15 protein-coding genes are annotated in these 17,956 nt (G+C 28.2%); 14 read left to right on the forward strand and 1 reads right to left on the reverse strand.

The genetic code is table 11. The features are described from left to right. The first annotated feature begins 151 nt into the window (after positions 1–151). The 10 genes from GOM42_RS01910 to GOM42_RS01955 all read left to right on the forward strand — a co-directional run bounded on the left by GOM42_RS01910 (position 152) and on the right by GOM42_RS01955 (position 9,873). Positions 152–1,738 (forward strand): bifunctional aspartate transaminase/aspartate 4-decarboxylase, encoded by a 1,587-nt coding sequence (locus tag GOM42_RS01910; protein ID WP_003458011.1) that lies wholly within the window; start codon positions 152–154, stop codon positions 1,736–1,738. Between the two features lie 305 nt (positions 1,739–2,043). Continuing rightward, positions 2,044–2,520: a methylated-DNA--[protein]-cysteine S-methyltransferase gene (locus tag GOM42_RS01915; RefSeq protein WP_003458082.1), complete on the forward strand. Its 477-nt coding sequence runs from the start codon at positions 2,044–2,046 to the stop codon at positions 2,518–2,520. Positions 2,521–2,568: 48 nt separating this feature from the next. Beyond that, positions 2,569–4,743 carry a DNA helicase RecQ gene (gene recQ, locus GOM42_RS01920; protein ID WP_252597688.1) on the forward strand — a complete coding sequence of 725 codons (2,175 nt, stop codon included), beginning with the start codon at positions 2,569–2,571 and terminating at the stop codon, positions 4,741–4,743. Between the two features lie 230 nt (positions 4,744–4,973). Then, on the forward strand, positions 4,974–5,771 hold the full coding sequence (locus GOM42_RS01925) for an arginine deiminase family protein (RefSeq protein ID WP_003458093.1): 798 nt from the start codon (positions 4,974–4,976) through the stop codon (positions 5,769–5,771). A gap of 124 nt (positions 5,772–5,895) precedes the next feature. Continuing rightward, complete coding sequence (locus GOM42_RS01930) at positions 5,896–7,353, forward strand: MATE family efflux transporter (protein ID WP_003457991.1); 1,458 nt, start codon at positions 5,896–5,898, stop codon at positions 7,351–7,353. Positions 7,354–7,518: 165 nt separating this feature from the next. After that, positions 7,519–8,268: a MerR family transcriptional regulator gene (locus GOM42_RS01935; protein WP_003457974.1), complete on the forward strand. Its 750-nt coding sequence runs from the start codon at positions 7,519–7,521 to the stop codon at positions 8,266–8,268. Positions 8,269–8,412: 144 nt separating this feature from the next. Next, positions 8,413–8,799 (forward strand): DUF2089 domain-containing protein, encoded by a 387-nt coding sequence (locus tag GOM42_RS01940; RefSeq protein ID WP_003458031.1) that lies wholly within the window; start codon positions 8,413–8,415, stop codon positions 8,797–8,799. Positions 8,800–8,814: 15 nt separating this feature from the next. Next, positions 8,815–9,219 (forward strand): hypothetical protein, encoded by a 405-nt coding sequence (locus GOM42_RS01945; protein WP_003458015.1) that lies wholly within the window; start codon positions 8,815–8,817, stop codon positions 9,217–9,219. Beyond that, positions 9,209–9,493, forward strand: a complete 285-nt coding sequence (locus GOM42_RS01950) for a hypothetical protein (protein ID WP_003479024.1) — start codon at positions 9,209–9,211, stop codon at positions 9,491–9,493. Before GOM42_RS01945 ends, GOM42_RS01950 begins: the two co-directional genes overlap by 11 nt. Before the next feature lie 8 nt (positions 9,494–9,501). Continuing rightward, positions 9,502–9,873, forward strand: coding sequence for a phage holin family protein (locus tag GOM42_RS01955; RefSeq protein WP_003458048.1), 372 nt, complete (start codon positions 9,502–9,504; stop codon positions 9,871–9,873). Positions 9,874–9,947: 74 nt separating this feature from the next. Here the strand turns inward: GOM42_RS01955 and GOM42_RS01960 are convergent, their stop codons facing one another. Next, on the reverse strand, positions 9,948–10,619 hold the full coding sequence (locus GOM42_RS01960; protein WP_003458068.1) for a cyclic nucleotide-binding domain-containing protein: 672 nt from the start codon (positions 10,617–10,619) through the stop codon (positions 9,948–9,950). 944 nt (positions 10,620–11,563) lie between these two features. Between GOM42_RS01960 and uvrA the strand changes: the two genes are divergently transcribed. From uvrA to GOM42_RS01980, 4 genes are all read left to right on the forward strand, one after another. After that, positions 11,564–14,383 (forward strand): excinuclease ABC subunit UvrA, encoded by a 2,820-nt coding sequence (gene uvrA / locus GOM42_RS01965; protein WP_003458035.1) that lies wholly within the window; start codon positions 11,564–11,566, stop codon positions 14,381–14,383. 334 nt (positions 14,384–14,717) lie between these two features. Further along, complete coding sequence (locus tag GOM42_RS01970) at positions 14,718–15,152, forward strand: FHA domain-containing protein (protein WP_003473867.1); 435 nt, start codon at positions 14,718–14,720, stop codon at positions 15,150–15,152. Positions 15,153–15,165: 13 nt separating this feature from the next. Continuing rightward, positions 15,166–16,395 (forward strand): FtsW/RodA/SpoVE family cell cycle protein, encoded by a 1,230-nt coding sequence (locus tag GOM42_RS01975; RefSeq protein ID WP_003457997.1) that lies wholly within the window; start codon positions 15,166–15,168, stop codon positions 16,393–16,395. Then, positions 16,396–17,859, forward strand: coding sequence for a penicillin-binding transpeptidase domain-containing protein (locus tag GOM42_RS01980; protein ID WP_003452191.1), 1,464 nt, complete (start codon positions 16,396–16,398; stop codon positions 17,857–17,859). It abuts the gene before it with no gap. Positions 17,860–17,956 lie beyond the last annotated feature (97 nt).

Here is a 17,956-nt window from a genome sequence, read left to right on the forward strand (position 1 = left end):
GGAATATAGTAATTATTAAAGGGATTGACTTTGTATCTTTATAGGAAAATTATGCTTAAATAATGTGGGAATTTAACCATAAAAGTTAACAAAGTGTTAAAATAAAGGTATAAACCATTTGGGGATAATTTACTATAAGGAGTGGTTATTCATGATAACAAAAGATCTTGAAAAAAAGCTAGAAGGATTAGGAGCTTTTGAAATTAGTAGCAAGATGTTAAAGTTAGCTAAAAACAATGAAAAGCACAATAAATTTTTGAATGCAGGAAGAGGAAATCCTAACTGGATAAATACTGAAGGAAGACTAGCCTTAAGTAGAATAGTGGAATTTGGTGTTTTTGAATCAAGAAGAACTATACATGAGGGAAATTTAGCTGGATACACCAATTTAGATGGTATATATGAAAGATTAATGGATTTCTTAAATGGGGGTCATGAAGTAGATAAATTTTTACGTGATGCCATAGATTATAGCATTAAAACTTTAAGTGTTAATAAAGATGAATTAGTTAAAGAATTTGTGGATGGAGCAATTGGGAATGATTATCCAGTTCCAAATAGATGTTTAGTAAATACAGAAAAGATTTTAAAATTGTATTTAGAAAAAGAACTTTTTGGAGGAGTAAAATTAGCTAAGGAAACCAATGTATTCCCAACAGAGGGGGGAACAGCAGCTATATGCTATATATTTAATTCATTAAAAGAAAATGGACTAATAAAAGCTGGAGATAAGATTGCTATAAACACTCCAATATTTACACCTTACTTACAAATACCAGAATTAAAAGATTATGAGATGGTTGAAGTAGATTTAATTTCAAAGGAAGAAAATAATTGGGTTATAGAGGATTCAGAATTAGACAAGTTAAGAGATAAGGAGATTAAAGCCTTATTTTTTGTAAATCCTTCAAATCCAGCTTCTAAGGCCTTAAGTGAAGAGGCTTTAAATCACATAGCTGATATAGTTAAAGAACGTAAGGATTTAATGATAATAACTGATGATGTTTATGGAACCTTTGTTGAAAACTTTAAGACCATATATTCAGTAGCACCTCATAATACCTTATTAGTTTATTCATTCTCTAAACTATATGGTGTAACAGGGTGGAGATTAGGATTAATAGCTGCTAATGAAAACAATGTTTTTGATAAGTTAATAAGTAAATTACCAGAGGAAAAATTACAGGATTTAGAGAAAAGATATGGCCTTGTAACTTTTGAACCAAGAAAGTTTAAATTTATTGAGAGGATTGTTGCAGATAGCCGTTCAGTTGGACTTTATCACACTTCAGGCTTATCAACACCTCAACAAATTCAAATGGCTTTATTTGCTTTAACTTCATTGATTACTAAGGGCAGAGATCCATATATAGAAAGCTCTAAAAATTTAGTAAGAGAGAGATATCATGATTTATGCAATACCCTAGGAATTAAAGAAGATGATAGTAGAGAAAATGCTAAATACTATTCATTAATAGATATTTATGAGTTAGCTGGAGATTTATATGATCATAAGTTTAAGGAATATCTAAAGGAAAATTTTGAACCTATTGATTTCTTATTACGTTTAGCAGAGATAAATGGAGTAGTCTTAATGGAGGGAGTAGGCTTTGGAGCAGCACCAGGAATATTGCGTGTTTCTGAAGCTAACTTGCCAGATGAGGCATATAAGAAAATAGCAAAACAAGTTTTAGAATTGTTATCTGAATATTATAATCAATATAAATCACAAAATTAGTATAGAATAAGTTATATAGAAAAAAAGACAAGCTTAAAAATTAATAGTAGGTAAATAATAAAAGTAAGGCAAGTAATATTAGATATTATTTGCCTTATTTTTATATTTTAGAAGTTTTAGTTTTTATGTTTATAACAATTATTATTAGTAGAATATATAAAATTTTATATGAAAAATATATAGTATAATTAATTTATATATTTAGCCAAACACTATTAATCTATAGATAATAAATGCATGTTTAAATATTGATAATGTTAATTTTAGTTTAATATGTGTAAATAATTAAAAAGGAGATGATGTTTATGAAGGAAAGTTTAATAAAAAAGGGATATTACAATTCTCCTATAGGAATTTTAGAGATAATAGAGTCAGATGGATATATAGTAGAGATTAATTTTGTAGAAGATGATAATTGTTTAGAAGAATTTATTAGTGAAGAGATAGAAAAGTGTAAAATAGAATTAGAAGAGTATTTTAGTGGTAGAAGAAGTGAGTTTTCAGTAAAGGTTGATTTAGCAAAGGGAACTGAATTTCAAAGAAAGGTATGGAATGCTTTAAGAGATATTCCCTATGGAGAGACAGTTTCATATAAAGAAATAGCTGAGAAAATAGGAAATCCAAAGGCTGTTAGGGCAGTAGGAGGAGCAAATAATAAAAATCCTATTCCTATAATAATTCCTTGTCATAGAGTTATAGGAAAAGATGGGTCATTAACAGGATATGGTGGAGGATTAAGCAAAAAGGAGTGTTTACTTAATTTAGAGCATGAAAATAAGTAGTGTTTATCAAATAATTTTGTTGGTTTATAAATTGGAAGGAGAGAAATATTGAAAAGAGCGAAAGAGATTTTAAAAAGTTTTTACGGATATAGTGGGTTTAGAAAAGGACAAGAGGAAATAATAAATGAGATTATAAATGGAAATGATGTTGTAGCTATAATGCCAACTGGTGGAGGAAAATCAATTTGTTATCAAATTCCTGCATTGATTTTAGAAGGGGTTACAGTTGTAATTTCACCACTTATTTCTCTTATGAAAGACCAAGTTGATGCCATAAATAGTATGGGAATAGAGTCAGCATATATAAATTCTACTCTTAGTAATGAAGAGATAAATAATATATTTCAAAGTGTTAAAGATGGACATATAAAAATATTATATGTAGCACCTGAAAGACTTGAATCTATGGAGTTTTTAAATTTAGTTTCTAATATAGATATTTCACAGGTGGCTGTTGATGAGGCACATTGTGTTTCTCAATGGGGGCATGATTTTAGAAGTAGTTATAAATTTATTGGAAGGTTTATAAATCTTTTAAGAAAAAGACCTGTAGTTTCAGCCTTTACAGCAACTGCAACAGAGGAAGTTAGAAAAGATATTGTAAAATTACTTGAGCTTAATAATCCAAAGGTTTTTGTTTCCGGATTTGATAGGGATAATCTAAAAATAATAATAGAAAAGGGAGTTAACAAGGCTCACTATATATTAGATTATTTAAAAGAAAATAAGGATGTTTCTGGAATTATTTATTGTGCTACTAGAAAAGAGGTAGATTCCTTATGTGAGCTTATAAATTCAAGAGGAATAGGGTGCACAAAATATCATGCTGGACTTTCTGATGAGGAAAGAAAGAAAAATCAAGAGGATTTTGTTTTTGATAAGGTAAGTGTAATGGTTGCTACTAATGCTTTTGGAATGGGTATAGATAAGCCAAATATAAGATATGTAATTCACAATAATATGCCTAAAAATATAGAAGGATATTATCAAGAAATAGGAAGAGCGGGAAGAGATGGAGAAAAATCAGAGTGTATTCTTATTTTTTCACCAGGAGATGTTCAGACACAGAAATATATAATAGAAACTGGAACTTTAAATCCTGAAAGAAAAATAAATGAATTAAGTAAGCTACAAACAATGATGGATTTAGTTTATTCCAATGGATGTTATAGAAGATTTATACTTAATTATTTTGGAGAAGACTTAGAGGAAGATTGTCATAATTGTAGCAATTGTGAAATGGAAGGAGAATTAGTTGATAAAACAATAGATGCTCAAAAAGTTATTTCCTGTGTTTATAGGATGAAAAGACCCTTTGGAATAGGAGTAATAATAGATGTTTTAAGAGCCTCAAAAAATAAAAAGATAATTGACTTAGGGTTAGATCAGCTAAGTACCTATGGCATAATGAAGGATTATTCTAAAGAAGGGCTTAAGGACTTTATAAACACTCTAATTTCGCATAGATATATAGATTATATAGGGGAGTACCCTGTAGTTAGACTTAATCAAAGCTCCATAGATATTCTTAAGGGTAATGAAAAAGTTATGTTTAAGGAAAAAATAAAAGCTAAGAGCGTATCTAAAAATAATGAATTGTTTGATTTATTAAGAAGCTTAAGAAGAGAAATTGCTTTAGAAGAAGGGGTGCCTCCATATATAGTATTTGGTGATAATACACTTAAAGAGATGAGTGTAAGAATACCAGTAAATGAGAGTCAACTTTCAGAAATAAGTGGTGTTGGGGAAAAGAAAATACTTAAGTATGGAGAAATGTTCTTAAATGTAATAAAGGAATATGTTAAGGTAAACAATATTGAGGTTAAGTGGGAATCAGGATTAAAAATTAATAAGGATGAGCTGGAAGAAAAATTTAAAAAAAGTAATGGTAAAGATGGAAAGAAAAAGTCTTTTGAAATTACTATAGATATGCTTAGAGAAGGGGATAAGTTTCATACTATTGCAAAGGAAAGAGAACCTTCTATTACTACAGTGCTTTCTCATATTCAGCAATATTTAGAAGAGGGAAATAAAATAGACTTTGAAATAGATTTTGATTCCTTATTTTCAAAAAGAGAAGAAGAATTGGTTTTAGATGCCATAGATAAGGTTGGGTATAGCAAGTTAAAACCTATTAAGGAAAATCTAGAAGAGGATGTTTCCTATGAAAAAATAAGGTTTATAGTTACTAAATTAACTATAAATAATTTAAGAAAAGAATAATGTTAATTTAGGTTTGTGATGAAAAGTAAGGAGGACTATGTCAAGAGTGACATAGTCCTTATTTAAATATATAAAAAGAATACAACAATGTTTTTATATCCACCTAAGAGTGCAAAGACTTTTTCATGGAGTTTTTTATTTAATATTAGTAAGAATAAATTACTAGGATATATGAATAATAATTTTCAAATAATAAGTAATAAGTATTTTGTATAAAATGAGGTGAAAGTATGGAAATAAGAAATAATAAGGGATATGGAAAACTTAAAACTGTAATAGTGTGTTATCCTTGTAATTTTAAAGTTAAGGGGAAGGTACAAATAAATTATCCTTTAATGTATGAACAATACAATAATTTTATAAATTTAATTAGCGGAGAAGGGGTTAAAGTTCAACTTTTAGAACCTATATATGGGGAGAATCAAGTTTTTACAAGGGATGTAGGTTTTGTTATAGGGGATACATTGTTTATTTCTAGTATGAGCAACAAAGAGAGAATAGAAGAAACTAAAGCCTTAGAAAAGTATATAAAAAATCATAACTTAAAAGTATATAGAATGGAAAATAAAATAGAAGGTGGAGATGTAATAGTATATGAAAATTACATCTTTGTAGGATTAAGCAAAAGAACTAGCTTAGAAGCGATTAAGGAACTAAAAGAATATATAAATGAATATAATATGGGATATGAAATTATAGAAATAAATTTTAATAAGGAAAAGATGCTTCATCTAGATTGTGTTTTTAATATATTAGGTAAGGATCAATGCATAATTAGTGATTATTTATATGATAAAGATAAAATTAAAAAGAGAATAAAAACTTGTTATAACATTGATAAAAAGACATCTGAAGAACTAGGAGCTAATATAGTAGCCTTAGGTGATGGGAGAATATTGACTTCAAATAAAACAGTGTTTCATATATTAAAAAAGGCTGATTTTGAAGTGTTTTATTTAGATTATTCAGAGATTTTAAAAGCTGGTGGAGGATTTACATGTAGTACTTTATATTTTTATATTGAATAATTTTTACTGAGATTTATTTCTTATTAAGAATCATGTTATTATGATATAGTGTTTTTATCTGATGAATTCTTTAGTCATTAGATAAATTTTTTAAAATAAAATATATGAATTAGGGGGAGATTTTTTGTTTGGACTTTCACCAATGTATTTTGGAGTCTATTTCTTTGTTACAGCTTTGATTATATTAGGAGTAACTTTATTTCTAAAAAAGAAGCTAGTAGGTAAAGATAGAGAATTTTATAAGGTATTATTAGTTTTATGTATTCCAATAATAGTTCAAAACTTTATATCAACTTCTGTAAATGTAATTGATACAGTTATGATAAGTAGTTTAGGTGAGGAATCTATAGCAGCTGTTGGTGTGGCTAATCAGGTGTTTTTCTTATTTAATATGGGATTAATAGGATTAACAGGAGCTACAGGACTTTTTATATCTCAATTTTATGGGAGCAATGATAGAAAAAGTATAAAGAAAGTTATGGGACTAAGTACTATTTTATGTGTGGGATTTAGTTTTATTTTCTTTGTTTTAGCATTTTTCTTTCCAGAGCTTATAATAGGAATCTTTTCTACTGACCCAAAAGTAGTTGAACTTTGTAAAAATTATTTAGTTGTTATTGCTATTTCATATCCTTTAACAGCCTTGAGCATGGTAATAAGTGCAGGGGCTAGGGCTGTGAGAAATCCTAAACTAGGAATGTTTTGTAGTGGAGCTTCTCTTATTATAAATATTATATTTAATTATTGCTTAATATTTGGAATAGGTATATTCCCAGAGTTAGGTGTTAAGGGAGCAGCTATCTCTACTGTATTTGCCAGAATAATAGAATGCTTATTACTAGTTGGATATGTTATTTTAAAAGATAAAGATTATATAATTAAGTTTAATATAAATGATATTAAAGGAATAAATAAAGACTTTTTCAAAGTTTATATGTCTAAGGGAATGCCTATATTTATAAATGACTTCGCTTGGGCTATTGGATCAGTTTCATACTCTGTAGCTTATGCAATGGTTGGTACATCAGCAATAGCGGCAAGTCAGATTGCAACTAGCACAGCTAATTTATTTATAATGTTAGCTATGTGTATTGCTACTGGAGCAGCTATTATGCTTGGCAATGAGCTTGGTGCAGATAATACTGATAGGGCTATAGATTATTCTAATAAGTTTTCTAAGATAGTTTTTGTTGTGGGAAGTATTTTAGGAGGAATGTTAATATTAAGTATTCCAATATTACTTAAAGTTTATAGTACATCTTCAACTATGGCTGGAGACTTAAGCAAAATTTTTGTAATAATGGGAGTTCTAATGGGCTTAAAATCATTTAATATTCTTGTCATTGTAGGAATATTAAGAAGTGGAGGAGATACAAAGTATGCCTTTGCACTAGAATTTGGCTGTATGTGGCTTGTATCAATACCATCAACATTCTTTGGAGCAATAAATGGCTTTCCAATATATATGTTAGTATTATTTACTTATTCAGAAGAAATAGTTAAAGCCATCTTTGGATTGCCTAGAGTTCTATCAAAGGTTTGGGTGGTTAATTTAACTAAAGACATAGAAATAAGTGGGTAATAATATTTAAAAAATAGAAATTATATTAATTTAGTTAAGAGGTTACATTCATATTAAGTGAGTGTAACCTTTTTATTTTAGGATATATTTATTAGTAATATTAATATTTTCTCCTTGACTCTAACATTGTGTTAGAGAGTAATATAAATTCCAGGAGGTGGTTATATGTATAGAGTTAAGGAAGTTTCAGAATTAACAGGAATATCAGTTAGAATGCTACATCATTATGATAAAATAGGACTTTTAAGACCTACAGCTATAAGTGAATCTGGATATAGATTATATAATGACAATGATCTAAAGCTTATTCAACAGATATTAATTTACCGTGAATTAGATTTTTCTTTAAAAGAAATAAAAGAGATTTTAAGTAATGAAAATTTAGACTTAAAGGAAACTTTAAGGACACAAAAACAATTCATAATAGATAAGAGAAATAGATTAAATAAAATAGTTGAGACCATAGAAAACACAATTAAAGATATGGAAGGGGAATTTATAATGAACAAAAAAGGGATGTTTGAAGGATTTGATATAGAAAAACACAATAAACTTTATGAGGAAGAAGTAGAAAATAAGTATGGAAAAAGTGATGCTTATAAGGAGTCAAAGGAAAAAACAAGTAAATATTCAAAAGAAGACTGGAATAATATAATGGGAGAAATAGATGATTTATATAAAAATTTAGCAGAACTCATGGATAGAGAGGTTTCAGATGAAGAGGTTCAGAGTTTAGTTCATCAGTGGAGAATGCTTATAAGTAAAAATTTCTACCAATGTAGTATTGAGATATTTAAAGGGCTTGCAGATATGTATATTTATGATGAAAGGTTTACTAAGAATATAGATAAATATGGAGAAGGATTTACTAACTTTTTAAGTGAGGCAATGAATTATTATTGCAATGAAAATTAATGTTTATTTTAAACAAACAAAAACAAAACTTAAAATAATTAATATTTATATTAAATAAATCAATATATAAATTAATAAAATTAATTTATATATTGATTTTTATTAATTTAAGATAGTATAATGTATATAAAAGGAGGTGTTTTTTTGAGATACGTAAGACCAAGCAAATGTCCAGTGTGTAATAGTGAACTAAAAATAGTTAAATTAGAATGTGAAAAATGCAAAACTAAAATTGAAGGTGAATTTAAGGGCTGTGATTTTTGTAATTTAACTCCAGAAGAGCAATATTTTCTAAAGATATTTGTTAAGTGCAAAGGAAGTATAAAAGAAATAGAAAAAGAACTAGATATATCCTATCCAACTGTAAAGAGTAGATTAAATCAATTAATAACAGCTTTAGGGTTTGAAGATAAAGAATTAGAAGATGAAAAAAAGGATAAAAAAAGGGAGAGAGAGATTATACTTGGAAAGCTAGATAGAGGAGAAATAACATCTAGTGAAGCTTTAAAGGAATTAGAGAAATTAAAATAAAGGGGGAGAATTTTTATGGATGAAAAGAAAAAAATATTAGAGATGATAAGTGAAGGTAAGATTAGTCCAGAAGAGGGAATGAAATTATTAAATGCCTTAGGGGAAAATAAAGAAGAGTTTGTTATAAAGAAAAAGATATACAAAACACTTAAAGTTAAAGTTGAAGTTGAAAATGAGGAAGTAAAAGTTAATTTAAGTATTCCTCTAAGTTTAATAAAGGTTGCTAGTGGATTTACTAAATTTATACCAGAAGATGCTATGAATAATATTGAAAAAGGTGGAGTTAATTTAAAGGATATTGACTTTAAAAAAGTAATTGAAGAAATTGAAAATGGTGAATTAGATGATCCAACTATCTGTGATGTTGATATAAACAATAAAGATGATGGAAAAGTTATAGTAAAAATTTATGTTGACTAAGAAAAATTTTGTTTATATAAAAATAACTTTACCTAGTATTAACTGGTTAAGAATTAGCCTTCCTATTGCTGTGATTAATCTTATCTTAAATGATATTATAGATTTATTAAGTTTTCTAAAGTGGATATTTAGATTAAGAAAATTAGAAAATTATATTAATTATCTATATGGTGGTTTAGAAGCATTAAAGGAATTTAGAGCGTGTGAAGAAAGTGAAATTCTTGATTTAAGTTTAGGAAAAGAAAATATAAGTATAAAGATTAAACTAGTATAGGAGGAAAAATGAAGAGGATAATTAGTAATTTTTTTATTAATCTAGTAGTGGTATTGATATTAATTTACCTTTTTAATCTTGGAGAAGCAAAAAGTGTGCTAAATATAGTTCTATTTTCAGCAATTTTTACTATACTAGGGTTTACTTTAAGACCGATTCTTCAAATTATATCTTTGCCAATTACAGTTCTTACTTTTGGAATATTTCTTTTTCTAGTAAATGCATTTATAGTATATATAGCCGATATATTTACTATTGGATTTAATATATCTGGATTTTTAAATAATCTAATAGTGTCAATAGTATTATTTATAGTAAGTTTTATAGTTAATAAGTATAGATTAAAAATTAAAATTGAAAAAATTAATAAAACAGTATAAAAAAGAAGAACCCATTTATATTTTGATAAATAGTTATTATCTAAATATAAATGGGTTCTTTTACTTTATTATGGTTAATTTAAGTCTACACAAATATTTTCTAACTCTTCTTTATTAAGAATTTTTATTTCATTTTTATCTTTTAAAATTATTCCCTTTTCAACTAATTTATTTAAAACTCTGTTTAAGTGACGATAGCTTGTACCTAATAAATCAGCTAAATTTGAATAATTATCAATCATAATTATATTATTACTATTCATTGCTAAAAGATAACTAGCAAGTTTGGTTTCAAGTGGATAGGTAATAGTTATGGAGCTTGTTACAGAGCATTTTGCAAGTTTGTTTGAAAGGTTTTTAGTTATGTACATAAGAAAATTAAGGTCTTTAAGAGCTATTGAATTTACAGCTTGTATAGGAATAGCTATACAAAGACTAGATTTTAATGCTTTAACATTACAGTTTGCCTTTATCTTAGATATTAATTCTAAATCACCTATTAATTGGACAGGTTCATAAAATTCCAAAAGTAAAGACTTTCCGTTAGGTAAGGTTTTGTATACTTTTGCTTTGCCATGAACAAAAAAGTAAAGGTAATTAAGTTCTTCATTCATAAAGCATATATGCTCATTTTTTTTAAACATATGAAGTTCTAAAAAGGGCATAATTTCTTGTGAAAATATGGAATTAAGTTCGTATTTATTTATTACTTCAAGTAGCTTTTCTTCATTTTTTACTAATAACAATGGCTTACCTCCTATAAAAGCAAATATTATAAGACATATGTCATAACTATACCTATAGTATACATGATAAAATGAATTTGTTAATAGATGTATATGTAAAATGTTTACTGAATTAACAATAAAATTGCCTTAATACTTTAAATTCTATAAAAGAGTGGTGAGCAAATTCATGCTAACCACTCTTTATTTTTTTTATAATAGATTTTGTTTTGGAGGAGTATTTATTAAAAGTAAAAGATTAATATTAATGTATAAATGAGATGGCTTTTAAAAGTTTTCTTATTATAATAATATGAAAAATATGGAGAATTATTCTTAATTGTCTGAAAATTAAGAAAATAATCAAGGATAATAATTATTATAAAAAAAGAATTTGACATATAAATGAGAGAGAATTAAAATATTATTATGCGAACTTATGTTTGGTTTGAGGGGTAATATGTTGAATTTACTTAAATAACTTTGGAGAAATCTTAGTGTACTTTATTAGATAATACACGAATTTTAGAGACATAATAATATATGAAGTTATTTAGATTTTCGTAATCTTATTACTATAAACCAAAGGTTTATAAGATATAAAGGTAGTTTTAAGAATAATGAGTTATGTAAAGAAATATAAAACTCAATATTTATAAGAGGTATAGTAATATAAAGTACAAGAAATATATTACTAAATATTTATAATCTATATATTAAGCACAAATTATAGAGAGATATTAAGTGGGATAGACAGATTTTAAAGGAAATATAAATTTAAAAAATATAAAAGAAGGGAGAAGCTACTACTCAAAATATTCAAAAGGAAGAAGTTAAAACATAATTTTTGAAGTAGTGAAAATATAACTTTTTATTAAAGAGAGATTCATATAATAAGTTATTATATGGAGAAGATGATTTCTTAATATGGATATTTTGAGATAGAGTTAAAGTAGCAGAGTTTTATGAAGGATAAGATAATAGTAAAAGGTGCAAAAGTACATAATTTAAAAAATGTAAGTTTAGAAATTCCTAGAGATAAGCTTATTGTTTTTACTGGACTTTCAGGTTCAGGTAAAAGTTCTCTAGCTTTTGATACAATCTATGCAGAAGGACAAAGAAGATATGTAGAATCTTTATCATCTTATGCAAGACAATTCTTAGGACAGATGGATAAGCCAGATGTTGAGTCCATAGAAGGACTTTCACCTGCTATATCTATTGATCAAAAGACAACTTCTAGAAATCCAAGATCAACTGTAGGTACAGTAACAGAAATATATGATTATTTAAGATTATTATATGCAAGAGTGGGGGTACCACATTGTCCTAAGTGTGGAAAAGAAATAACTCAGCAATCTGTGGATCAAATAGTAGATCAAATTATGGAATTGCCAGAGAGAAGTAAAATAATGATCTTGGCTCCAATAATAAGAGGAAGAAAAGGAACTCATGAAAAAGTTCTTGAAAATATAAAGAAGCAAGGTTTTGTTAGGGCTAGAATAGATGGAGAAATTTATGATTTAACAGAAGATGAGATAAAACTTGAAAAAAATATAAAGCATAATATAGAAGCTGTAGTTGACAGAATAATTGTTAAGGACGGAATAGAAGGTAGATTAACAGACTCTATAGAAACATCTCTTAAAATGGCTGAAGGATTAGTTTTAGTTAATATAATAGGGGAGGAAGATAGACTTTATAGTGAACATTTTGCTTGTGCTGATTGTGGTATAAGTATAGATGAACTTGCACCAAGAATGTTCTCATTTAACTCACCCTTTGGAAAATGTGAAAGATGTGATGGATTAGGAACTTTAATGGAGATTGATGAAGATTTAATTGTTCCTAATAAGGATTTAAGCATAAGAGGAGGAGCTATTTCTACTTGGGGAGACTCAAGAATGAAGGAAGAATCTTGGACTTATTGTGTTCTTAAAGCTTTAATGGAAAAGTATAACTTTGATTTAGACACTCCATATAAGGATTTACCTAAGAAGGTTCAAGAGGTTTTAATGTATGGAGAGCCAGAAAAATTAAAGGTTACATATACAAAAGAAAATGTAACGTCTGTATATAATCATTCCTTTGAGGGAGAAATAAACAATTTAAGAAGAAGATATATGGAAACTAACTCAGATACCATGAAGGCTGAAATAGAAAAATATATGAGTGATAATCCATGTCCTAAATGTAAGGGTGCAAGGCTTAAGCCAGAAGCTTTAGCCGTTACAGTGGGAGGAAAAAATATATTTGAATTCACAAGCATGGCTATAAGAGAAGAGTTAGATTTTATAAACTCAATAAATTTCTCAGAAAAAGATAAGATAATAAGTAGTCAAATTATAAAAGAAATTCAATCAAGATTAAGTTTCTTAATAAATGTTGGCTTAGATTACTTAGACTTAGCTAGAAAAGCAGGAACTTTATCTGGGGGAGAAGCTCAGAGAATAAGACTGGCTACTCAAATAGGTTCTCAACTTATGGGAGTATTATATATCTTAGATGAGCCTTCAATAGGTCTGCATCAAAGAGATAATGATAGACTTATATCCACATTAAAACAACTTAGAGATGTGGGAAATACCCTTATAGTAGTAGAGCATGATGAAGATACTATGAGAGAAGCAGATTACATAGTTGATATAGGGCCAGGAGCAGGAGAGCATGGTGGAGAGATAGTTGCCTCAGGAACTTTAGATGAAATAATGTCAAATGAAAATTCCTTAACTGGTAAGTATTTAACTGGGGCTAAAAAGGTTGAGCTTCCAGAGGAAAGAAGAAAAGGCAATGGAAATTTCATAACAGTTAAGGGTGCTAAGGAAAATAATTTAAAAAATGTTACTGCTAAATTTCCTTTAGGGACTCTAACTATGGTTACTGGAGTTTCAGGATCTGGAAAGAGTACCTTAGTTAATGAAATTCTTTATAAAGGATTAAATAAAATCGTAAATAAAGCTAAGGATTTACCAGGAAAGTTTAAAGAAATAACAGGCTATGAAAATATTGATAAGATTATTGATATAGATCAAAGCCCTATAGGAAGAACTCCAAGAAGTAACCCAGCTACCTATACTGGAACCTTTGATATAATAAGAGAGCTGTTCTCACAAACTCAAGAAGCTAAAATGAGAGGGTATAAACCAGGAAGATTTTCTTTCAATGTAAAAGGTGGAAGATGTGAAGCTTGTAGTGGAGATGGAATAATAAAGATAGAAATGCAGTTTTTATCTGATGTTTATGTTCCATGTGAAGTTTGTAAGGGAAAAAGATATAATAGAGAGACCTTAGAAGTTAAGTACAAAGGAAAAAATATAGCTGATGTATTAAACATGACTGTTGAGGAGGCTTTAGAGTTCTTTGAAAATATTCCAAGAATAAAAAATAAGCTTCAAACCTTAATGGACGTTGGTTTAGGATATATAAGATTAGGTCAACCTTCAACTCAATTATCAGGTGGAGAAGCTCAAAGAATTAAATTAGCCTATGAATTATCTAAGAGAAGTACAGGAAAAACCTTATATATCTTAGATGAACCTACAACAGGCCTTCATATACACGACGTAAATAGACTTGTAAAAATACTTCAAAGATTAGTTGATGGAGGAAATACAGTAATAGTAATAGAGCATAATTTAGATATGATTAAATGTGCAGATTATATAGTTGATTTAGGTCCAGAAGGCGGAGACAAGGGTGGAACTATTATTGCTACAGGAACTCCTGAGAAAATAGCTGAGGCTAAGGAATCCTATACAGGTAAATATTTAAAGAAATATCTTTAATAAAGGAATATAATTTTAAAAAGTAAATATATTATTTAAGAATAGATTAATTTAAATAGCTACCAGAATTTATGGCTATAAATTCTGATAGCTATATTTTATTCATAGATATTATATTAATTTAGTAAGTTAATGGTTATAAAATTAAAATAATGTTAGAAAAATATAAAAAGAAGTAAAATAAAAATATAAATATCATAATTTCCCCTTTTTTAGATGATATAATAATTAGGGATTTTAATTATGATTATGAAATTGTAATCTTTTATTGTATAATCAAGTTATTAAATAAAGTAAAATATAAAAGAAATATAAAATATGTAGAGGTGAAGTGATGTTTTCGAAACTAATGACATGGGTTTTTGGAATAATATTTATAGTAATACTATATTCCATAATTTATTATGCATTAAAGATAATGTATAAAGATGTTAAAGGCGGGAAAAAGAAGAAAGCCCCTGGAAAGAAAGCACATGGATTAGAAGTCTTAAAGACAATCTCTAATGGAACTCTAGGCATTGGCTCGGTTATACCAGTGACGAGTACTATATCTATTGGGCGAAGAGAAGATAATTCAATTGTGCTAAATGATCAGTTTGTATCATCATATCATGCTAAAATTTATGTTAAAAACAATGATTTTTATTTAGAAGATTTAGCAAGTACAAATGGTACATTTATAAATGACTCAAAAGTAGAGGGAAGAGTGAGATTAAAAGTAAATGATCAAATAAGAATGGGAAGCACCGTATTTAAGGTTATAGGATAAAAGAGGTGATAATATGAATACTACTTTAAAGTATGAAAAAAGGATGTTGCTATTAGTCTATCTTTTATGCTTAGCCTTATTTACTAATATAGCTGTTAAGCAAACCCCTATAGACAAAATGGCTTTTATAATAGCAGGTATATTAATAATTATTATTGGGTTTTCACATTTTATAATAAGAAAGTTTTATCCTGATGGGGATAAATATATGCTTATTTTTGCATCGGTTTTAGCTGTAGTTGGAATAGCAGTTCTTTATAGATTAGATCCTAAATTAGCAATTAAGCAATTAGTTTGGTTTAGTTTAGGAATAGCCCTTTATATGGGAATTGTAATAGTTATGCCAGATTTAAAAAGTTTTGCTAAGTATAAGTATATTTATATGGGTGGTACTTTAATTTTTATGGCTATGGCTATGATTATTGGTAAAACTGTAAATGGTTCAAAAAACTGGGTTTATATAGGTAGCTTTGGTTTTCAACCTTCTGAAATAGGTAAAATATTTTTAATACTTTATTTAGCATCTGCTTTAATGAAGTATGAAAAGAAAGATAATATAAAATATGAATTTAAACAACTTTTAGAGCCTGCATTAGTTGTAATGTACTCTTTAGGATTTATGGTTTTACAAAAAGACTTAGGATCAGCTCTTATGTTCTTCTTTGTATCTATAACTATGCTTTACATAGCTACTTGTAATTGGAAGTATGTTGGTACTGGATTAGTATTATTTTCACTAGGTGGAACAGTAAGTTATTTCTTGTTTAGCCATGTTAAAAAAAGAGTAATGATTTGGAAAGATGTTTGGAAATATGCTAGCAATGAAAGTTATCAGATAGTTCAAGGATTTTATGCCATGTCTTTAGGTGGAATGTTTGGGACAGGGCTTTATAATGGTTATCCTAAATTAGTACCTTTTGCATCTACGGATTTCATATTTACATTAATAGCGCAAGAGTTAGGTCTTGTTTTTGGTATAGGATTACTATTATTATATTTCTTATTATTCTATAGAGGAATAAGAGCGGCATTAAATACAGATGATCCATTTTCACAATTAAATGCTGTTGGATTTAGTACACTTATAGTTGCTCAAGTTTTAGTAATTATAGGAGGAGTATTTGCAGTAATTCCATTAACAGGTATAACTTTACCTTTAGTTAGTTATGGTGGAACATCTATGCTTACAGTGTTCATCGCCTTAGGAATACTTCAGAAAATTTCAGAGGAGGGACTAAGATAGATGGCAAAGAAAAAAGATTTATCAGGAAGTATAAAAAAAGTTATGTTTGTCTATTTAGTGCTATTAGTAGGGCTTATAAGTTATATAGCTTACTTCCAATTAATACAAGTTCCAAAGATAGCTGAGATGGATAGCAACTCTGCTGTTATGGCTGCTCAGAACGAGGTCATAAGAGGAGAAATAAAAGATAGAGATGGAAATGTTCTAGCTAAAAGTACTAAAAGTGGTGATTTAACTCAAAAAAGAGAATATCCTTATGGAGAAATATATTCTCATCCAATTGGATATGCTAGTGGAATATATGGAAATGCAGGATTAGAAGGAGCATATTCAAAAGAGTTAACTACTTATGAAAATGTATCATTAAAAGCTTTCTTAAAATCATTTAACTTGAAAAAAGATTTTAAAGAAAGAAATGAAAGTGATAAAAAAGTAGGAAATAGTATTGTAACAACTTTAGATACTGATTTACAGAAGGCAGCCTATGCAGCTTTAGGAGCTAATAGAGGAGCTGTAGTTGCCTTAGATCCTAAGACTGGAGCGGTGTTAGCCAGTGTTTCAAAGCCAGGATTTAATCCTAATAACATGAAAGAAACATATGAAATTGCTAATAACCCTAATGGAAATCCTAAGGATGCTATATTAGTTGATAGAGCTTTAAATGGTCAATATCCTCCAGGATCTACATTTAAGGTTGTAACTTTAACATCTGCTTTAGAAAATCTTCCAGGGGTAACTGAAAGAACCTTCAATGATACTGGTTCTATAAATGTTGGTACAAAAGATTTACCAAATGAAAATGGAAATGCTTATGGAAATATAAGCTTAAGAAAAGCTTTATCAGTTTCAAGTAACGTAATATTTGGAGGAATTCTTGGAGAAGAGCTTGGAAACAAAAAACTAAGAGAGACAGCAGAAAAGTATGGATTTAATAAAGATTTATATTTAGGAAATCTTAAAGCTTATTCTGGAAGTTTCCCAGATAGAAAAACTGTTGACAAAGGACTTATAGCTTATGATGCTATAGGTCAAGGGGAAGTTTTATCAAGTCCTATTGAAATGGCAATGGTTGCAGCAACAGTAGCTAATAATGGGGTTAGAATGGAACCTTATATAGTTAGTAAAGTTGTGGATAAAGATGGGGATACTGTAAAAGAGTTTAGCTCAACTAAAAAAGATACAGTTATGAGCAAAGAACAAGCTCAAATCATAAATGAATATATGCAAGGCGTTGCAAAAGATAGAATAAATGATAACTGGGGATATTTTAAAGGAATGAATGTGGCAGCTAAGACTGGTACAGCACAGGTTCCTGATGGAAATTCTCATGCATGGTTAATAGCTTTTGCTCCAGCTGATGATCCTAAAATAGCTGTTGCAACAATAGTTGAAAATGGTGGCTCAGGTTCAAAGGTGGCAGCTCCTGTTACAGCTAGGGTAATGCAAGCATATTTTAATAAATAATTATAGAATATAACTAAATACTTAATAAAAAAATAATCGCCCTAATATTACTATGAAAAATAGTATGTTAGGGCGTATTAATTTATAGTGATTTTAC

Source organism: Clostridium sp. 16K-1-R1 (assembly GCF_023921145.1).
GTDB classification, from domain to species: Bacteria; Bacillota; Clostridia; order Clostridiales; family Clostridiaceae; genus Sarcina; species Sarcina perfringens.

Excerpts from the sequence above, each read along its gene's own strand:
- GOM42_RS01975 (WP_003457997.1), top strand. The coding sequence starts at position 15,166 with ATGAATACTACTTTAAAGTATGAAAAAAGGATGTTGCTATTAGTCTAT.
- GOM42_RS01955 (WP_003458048.1), top strand. The coding sequence starts at position 9,502 with ATGAAGAGGATAATTAGTAATTTTTTTATTAATCTAGTAGTGGTATTG.
- GOM42_RS01945 (WP_003458015.1), top strand. The coding sequence starts at position 8,815 with ATGGATGAAAAGAAAAAAATATTAGAGATGATAAGTGAAGGTAAGATT.
- GOM42_RS01980 (WP_003452191.1), top strand. The coding sequence starts at position 16,396 with ATGGCAAAGAAAAAAGATTTATCAGGAAGTATAAAAAAAGTTATGTTT.
- GOM42_RS01935 (WP_003457974.1), top strand. The coding sequence starts at position 7,519 with ATGTATAGAGTTAAGGAAGTTTCAGAATTAACAGGAATATCAGTTAGA.
- GOM42_RS01915 (WP_003458082.1), top strand. The coding sequence starts at position 2,044 with ATGAAGGAAAGTTTAATAAAAAAGGGATATTACAATTCTCCTATAGGA.
- uvrA (WP_003458035.1), top strand. The coding sequence starts at position 11,564 with ATGAAGGATAAGATAATAGTAAAAGGTGCAAAAGTACATAATTTAAAA.
- GOM42_RS01970 (WP_003473867.1), top strand. The coding sequence starts at position 14,718 with ATGTTTTCGAAACTAATGACATGGGTTTTTGGAATAATATTTATAGTA.
- GOM42_RS01950 (WP_003479024.1), top strand. The coding sequence starts at position 9,209 with ATGTTGACTAAGAAAAATTTTGTTTATATAAAAATAACTTTACCTAGT.
- GOM42_RS01910 (WP_003458011.1), top strand. The coding sequence starts at position 152 with ATGATAACAAAAGATCTTGAAAAAAAGCTAGAAGGATTAGGAGCTTTT.
- GOM42_RS01925 (WP_003458093.1), top strand. The coding sequence starts at position 4,974 with ATGGAAATAAGAAATAATAAGGGATATGGAAAACTTAAAACTGTAATA.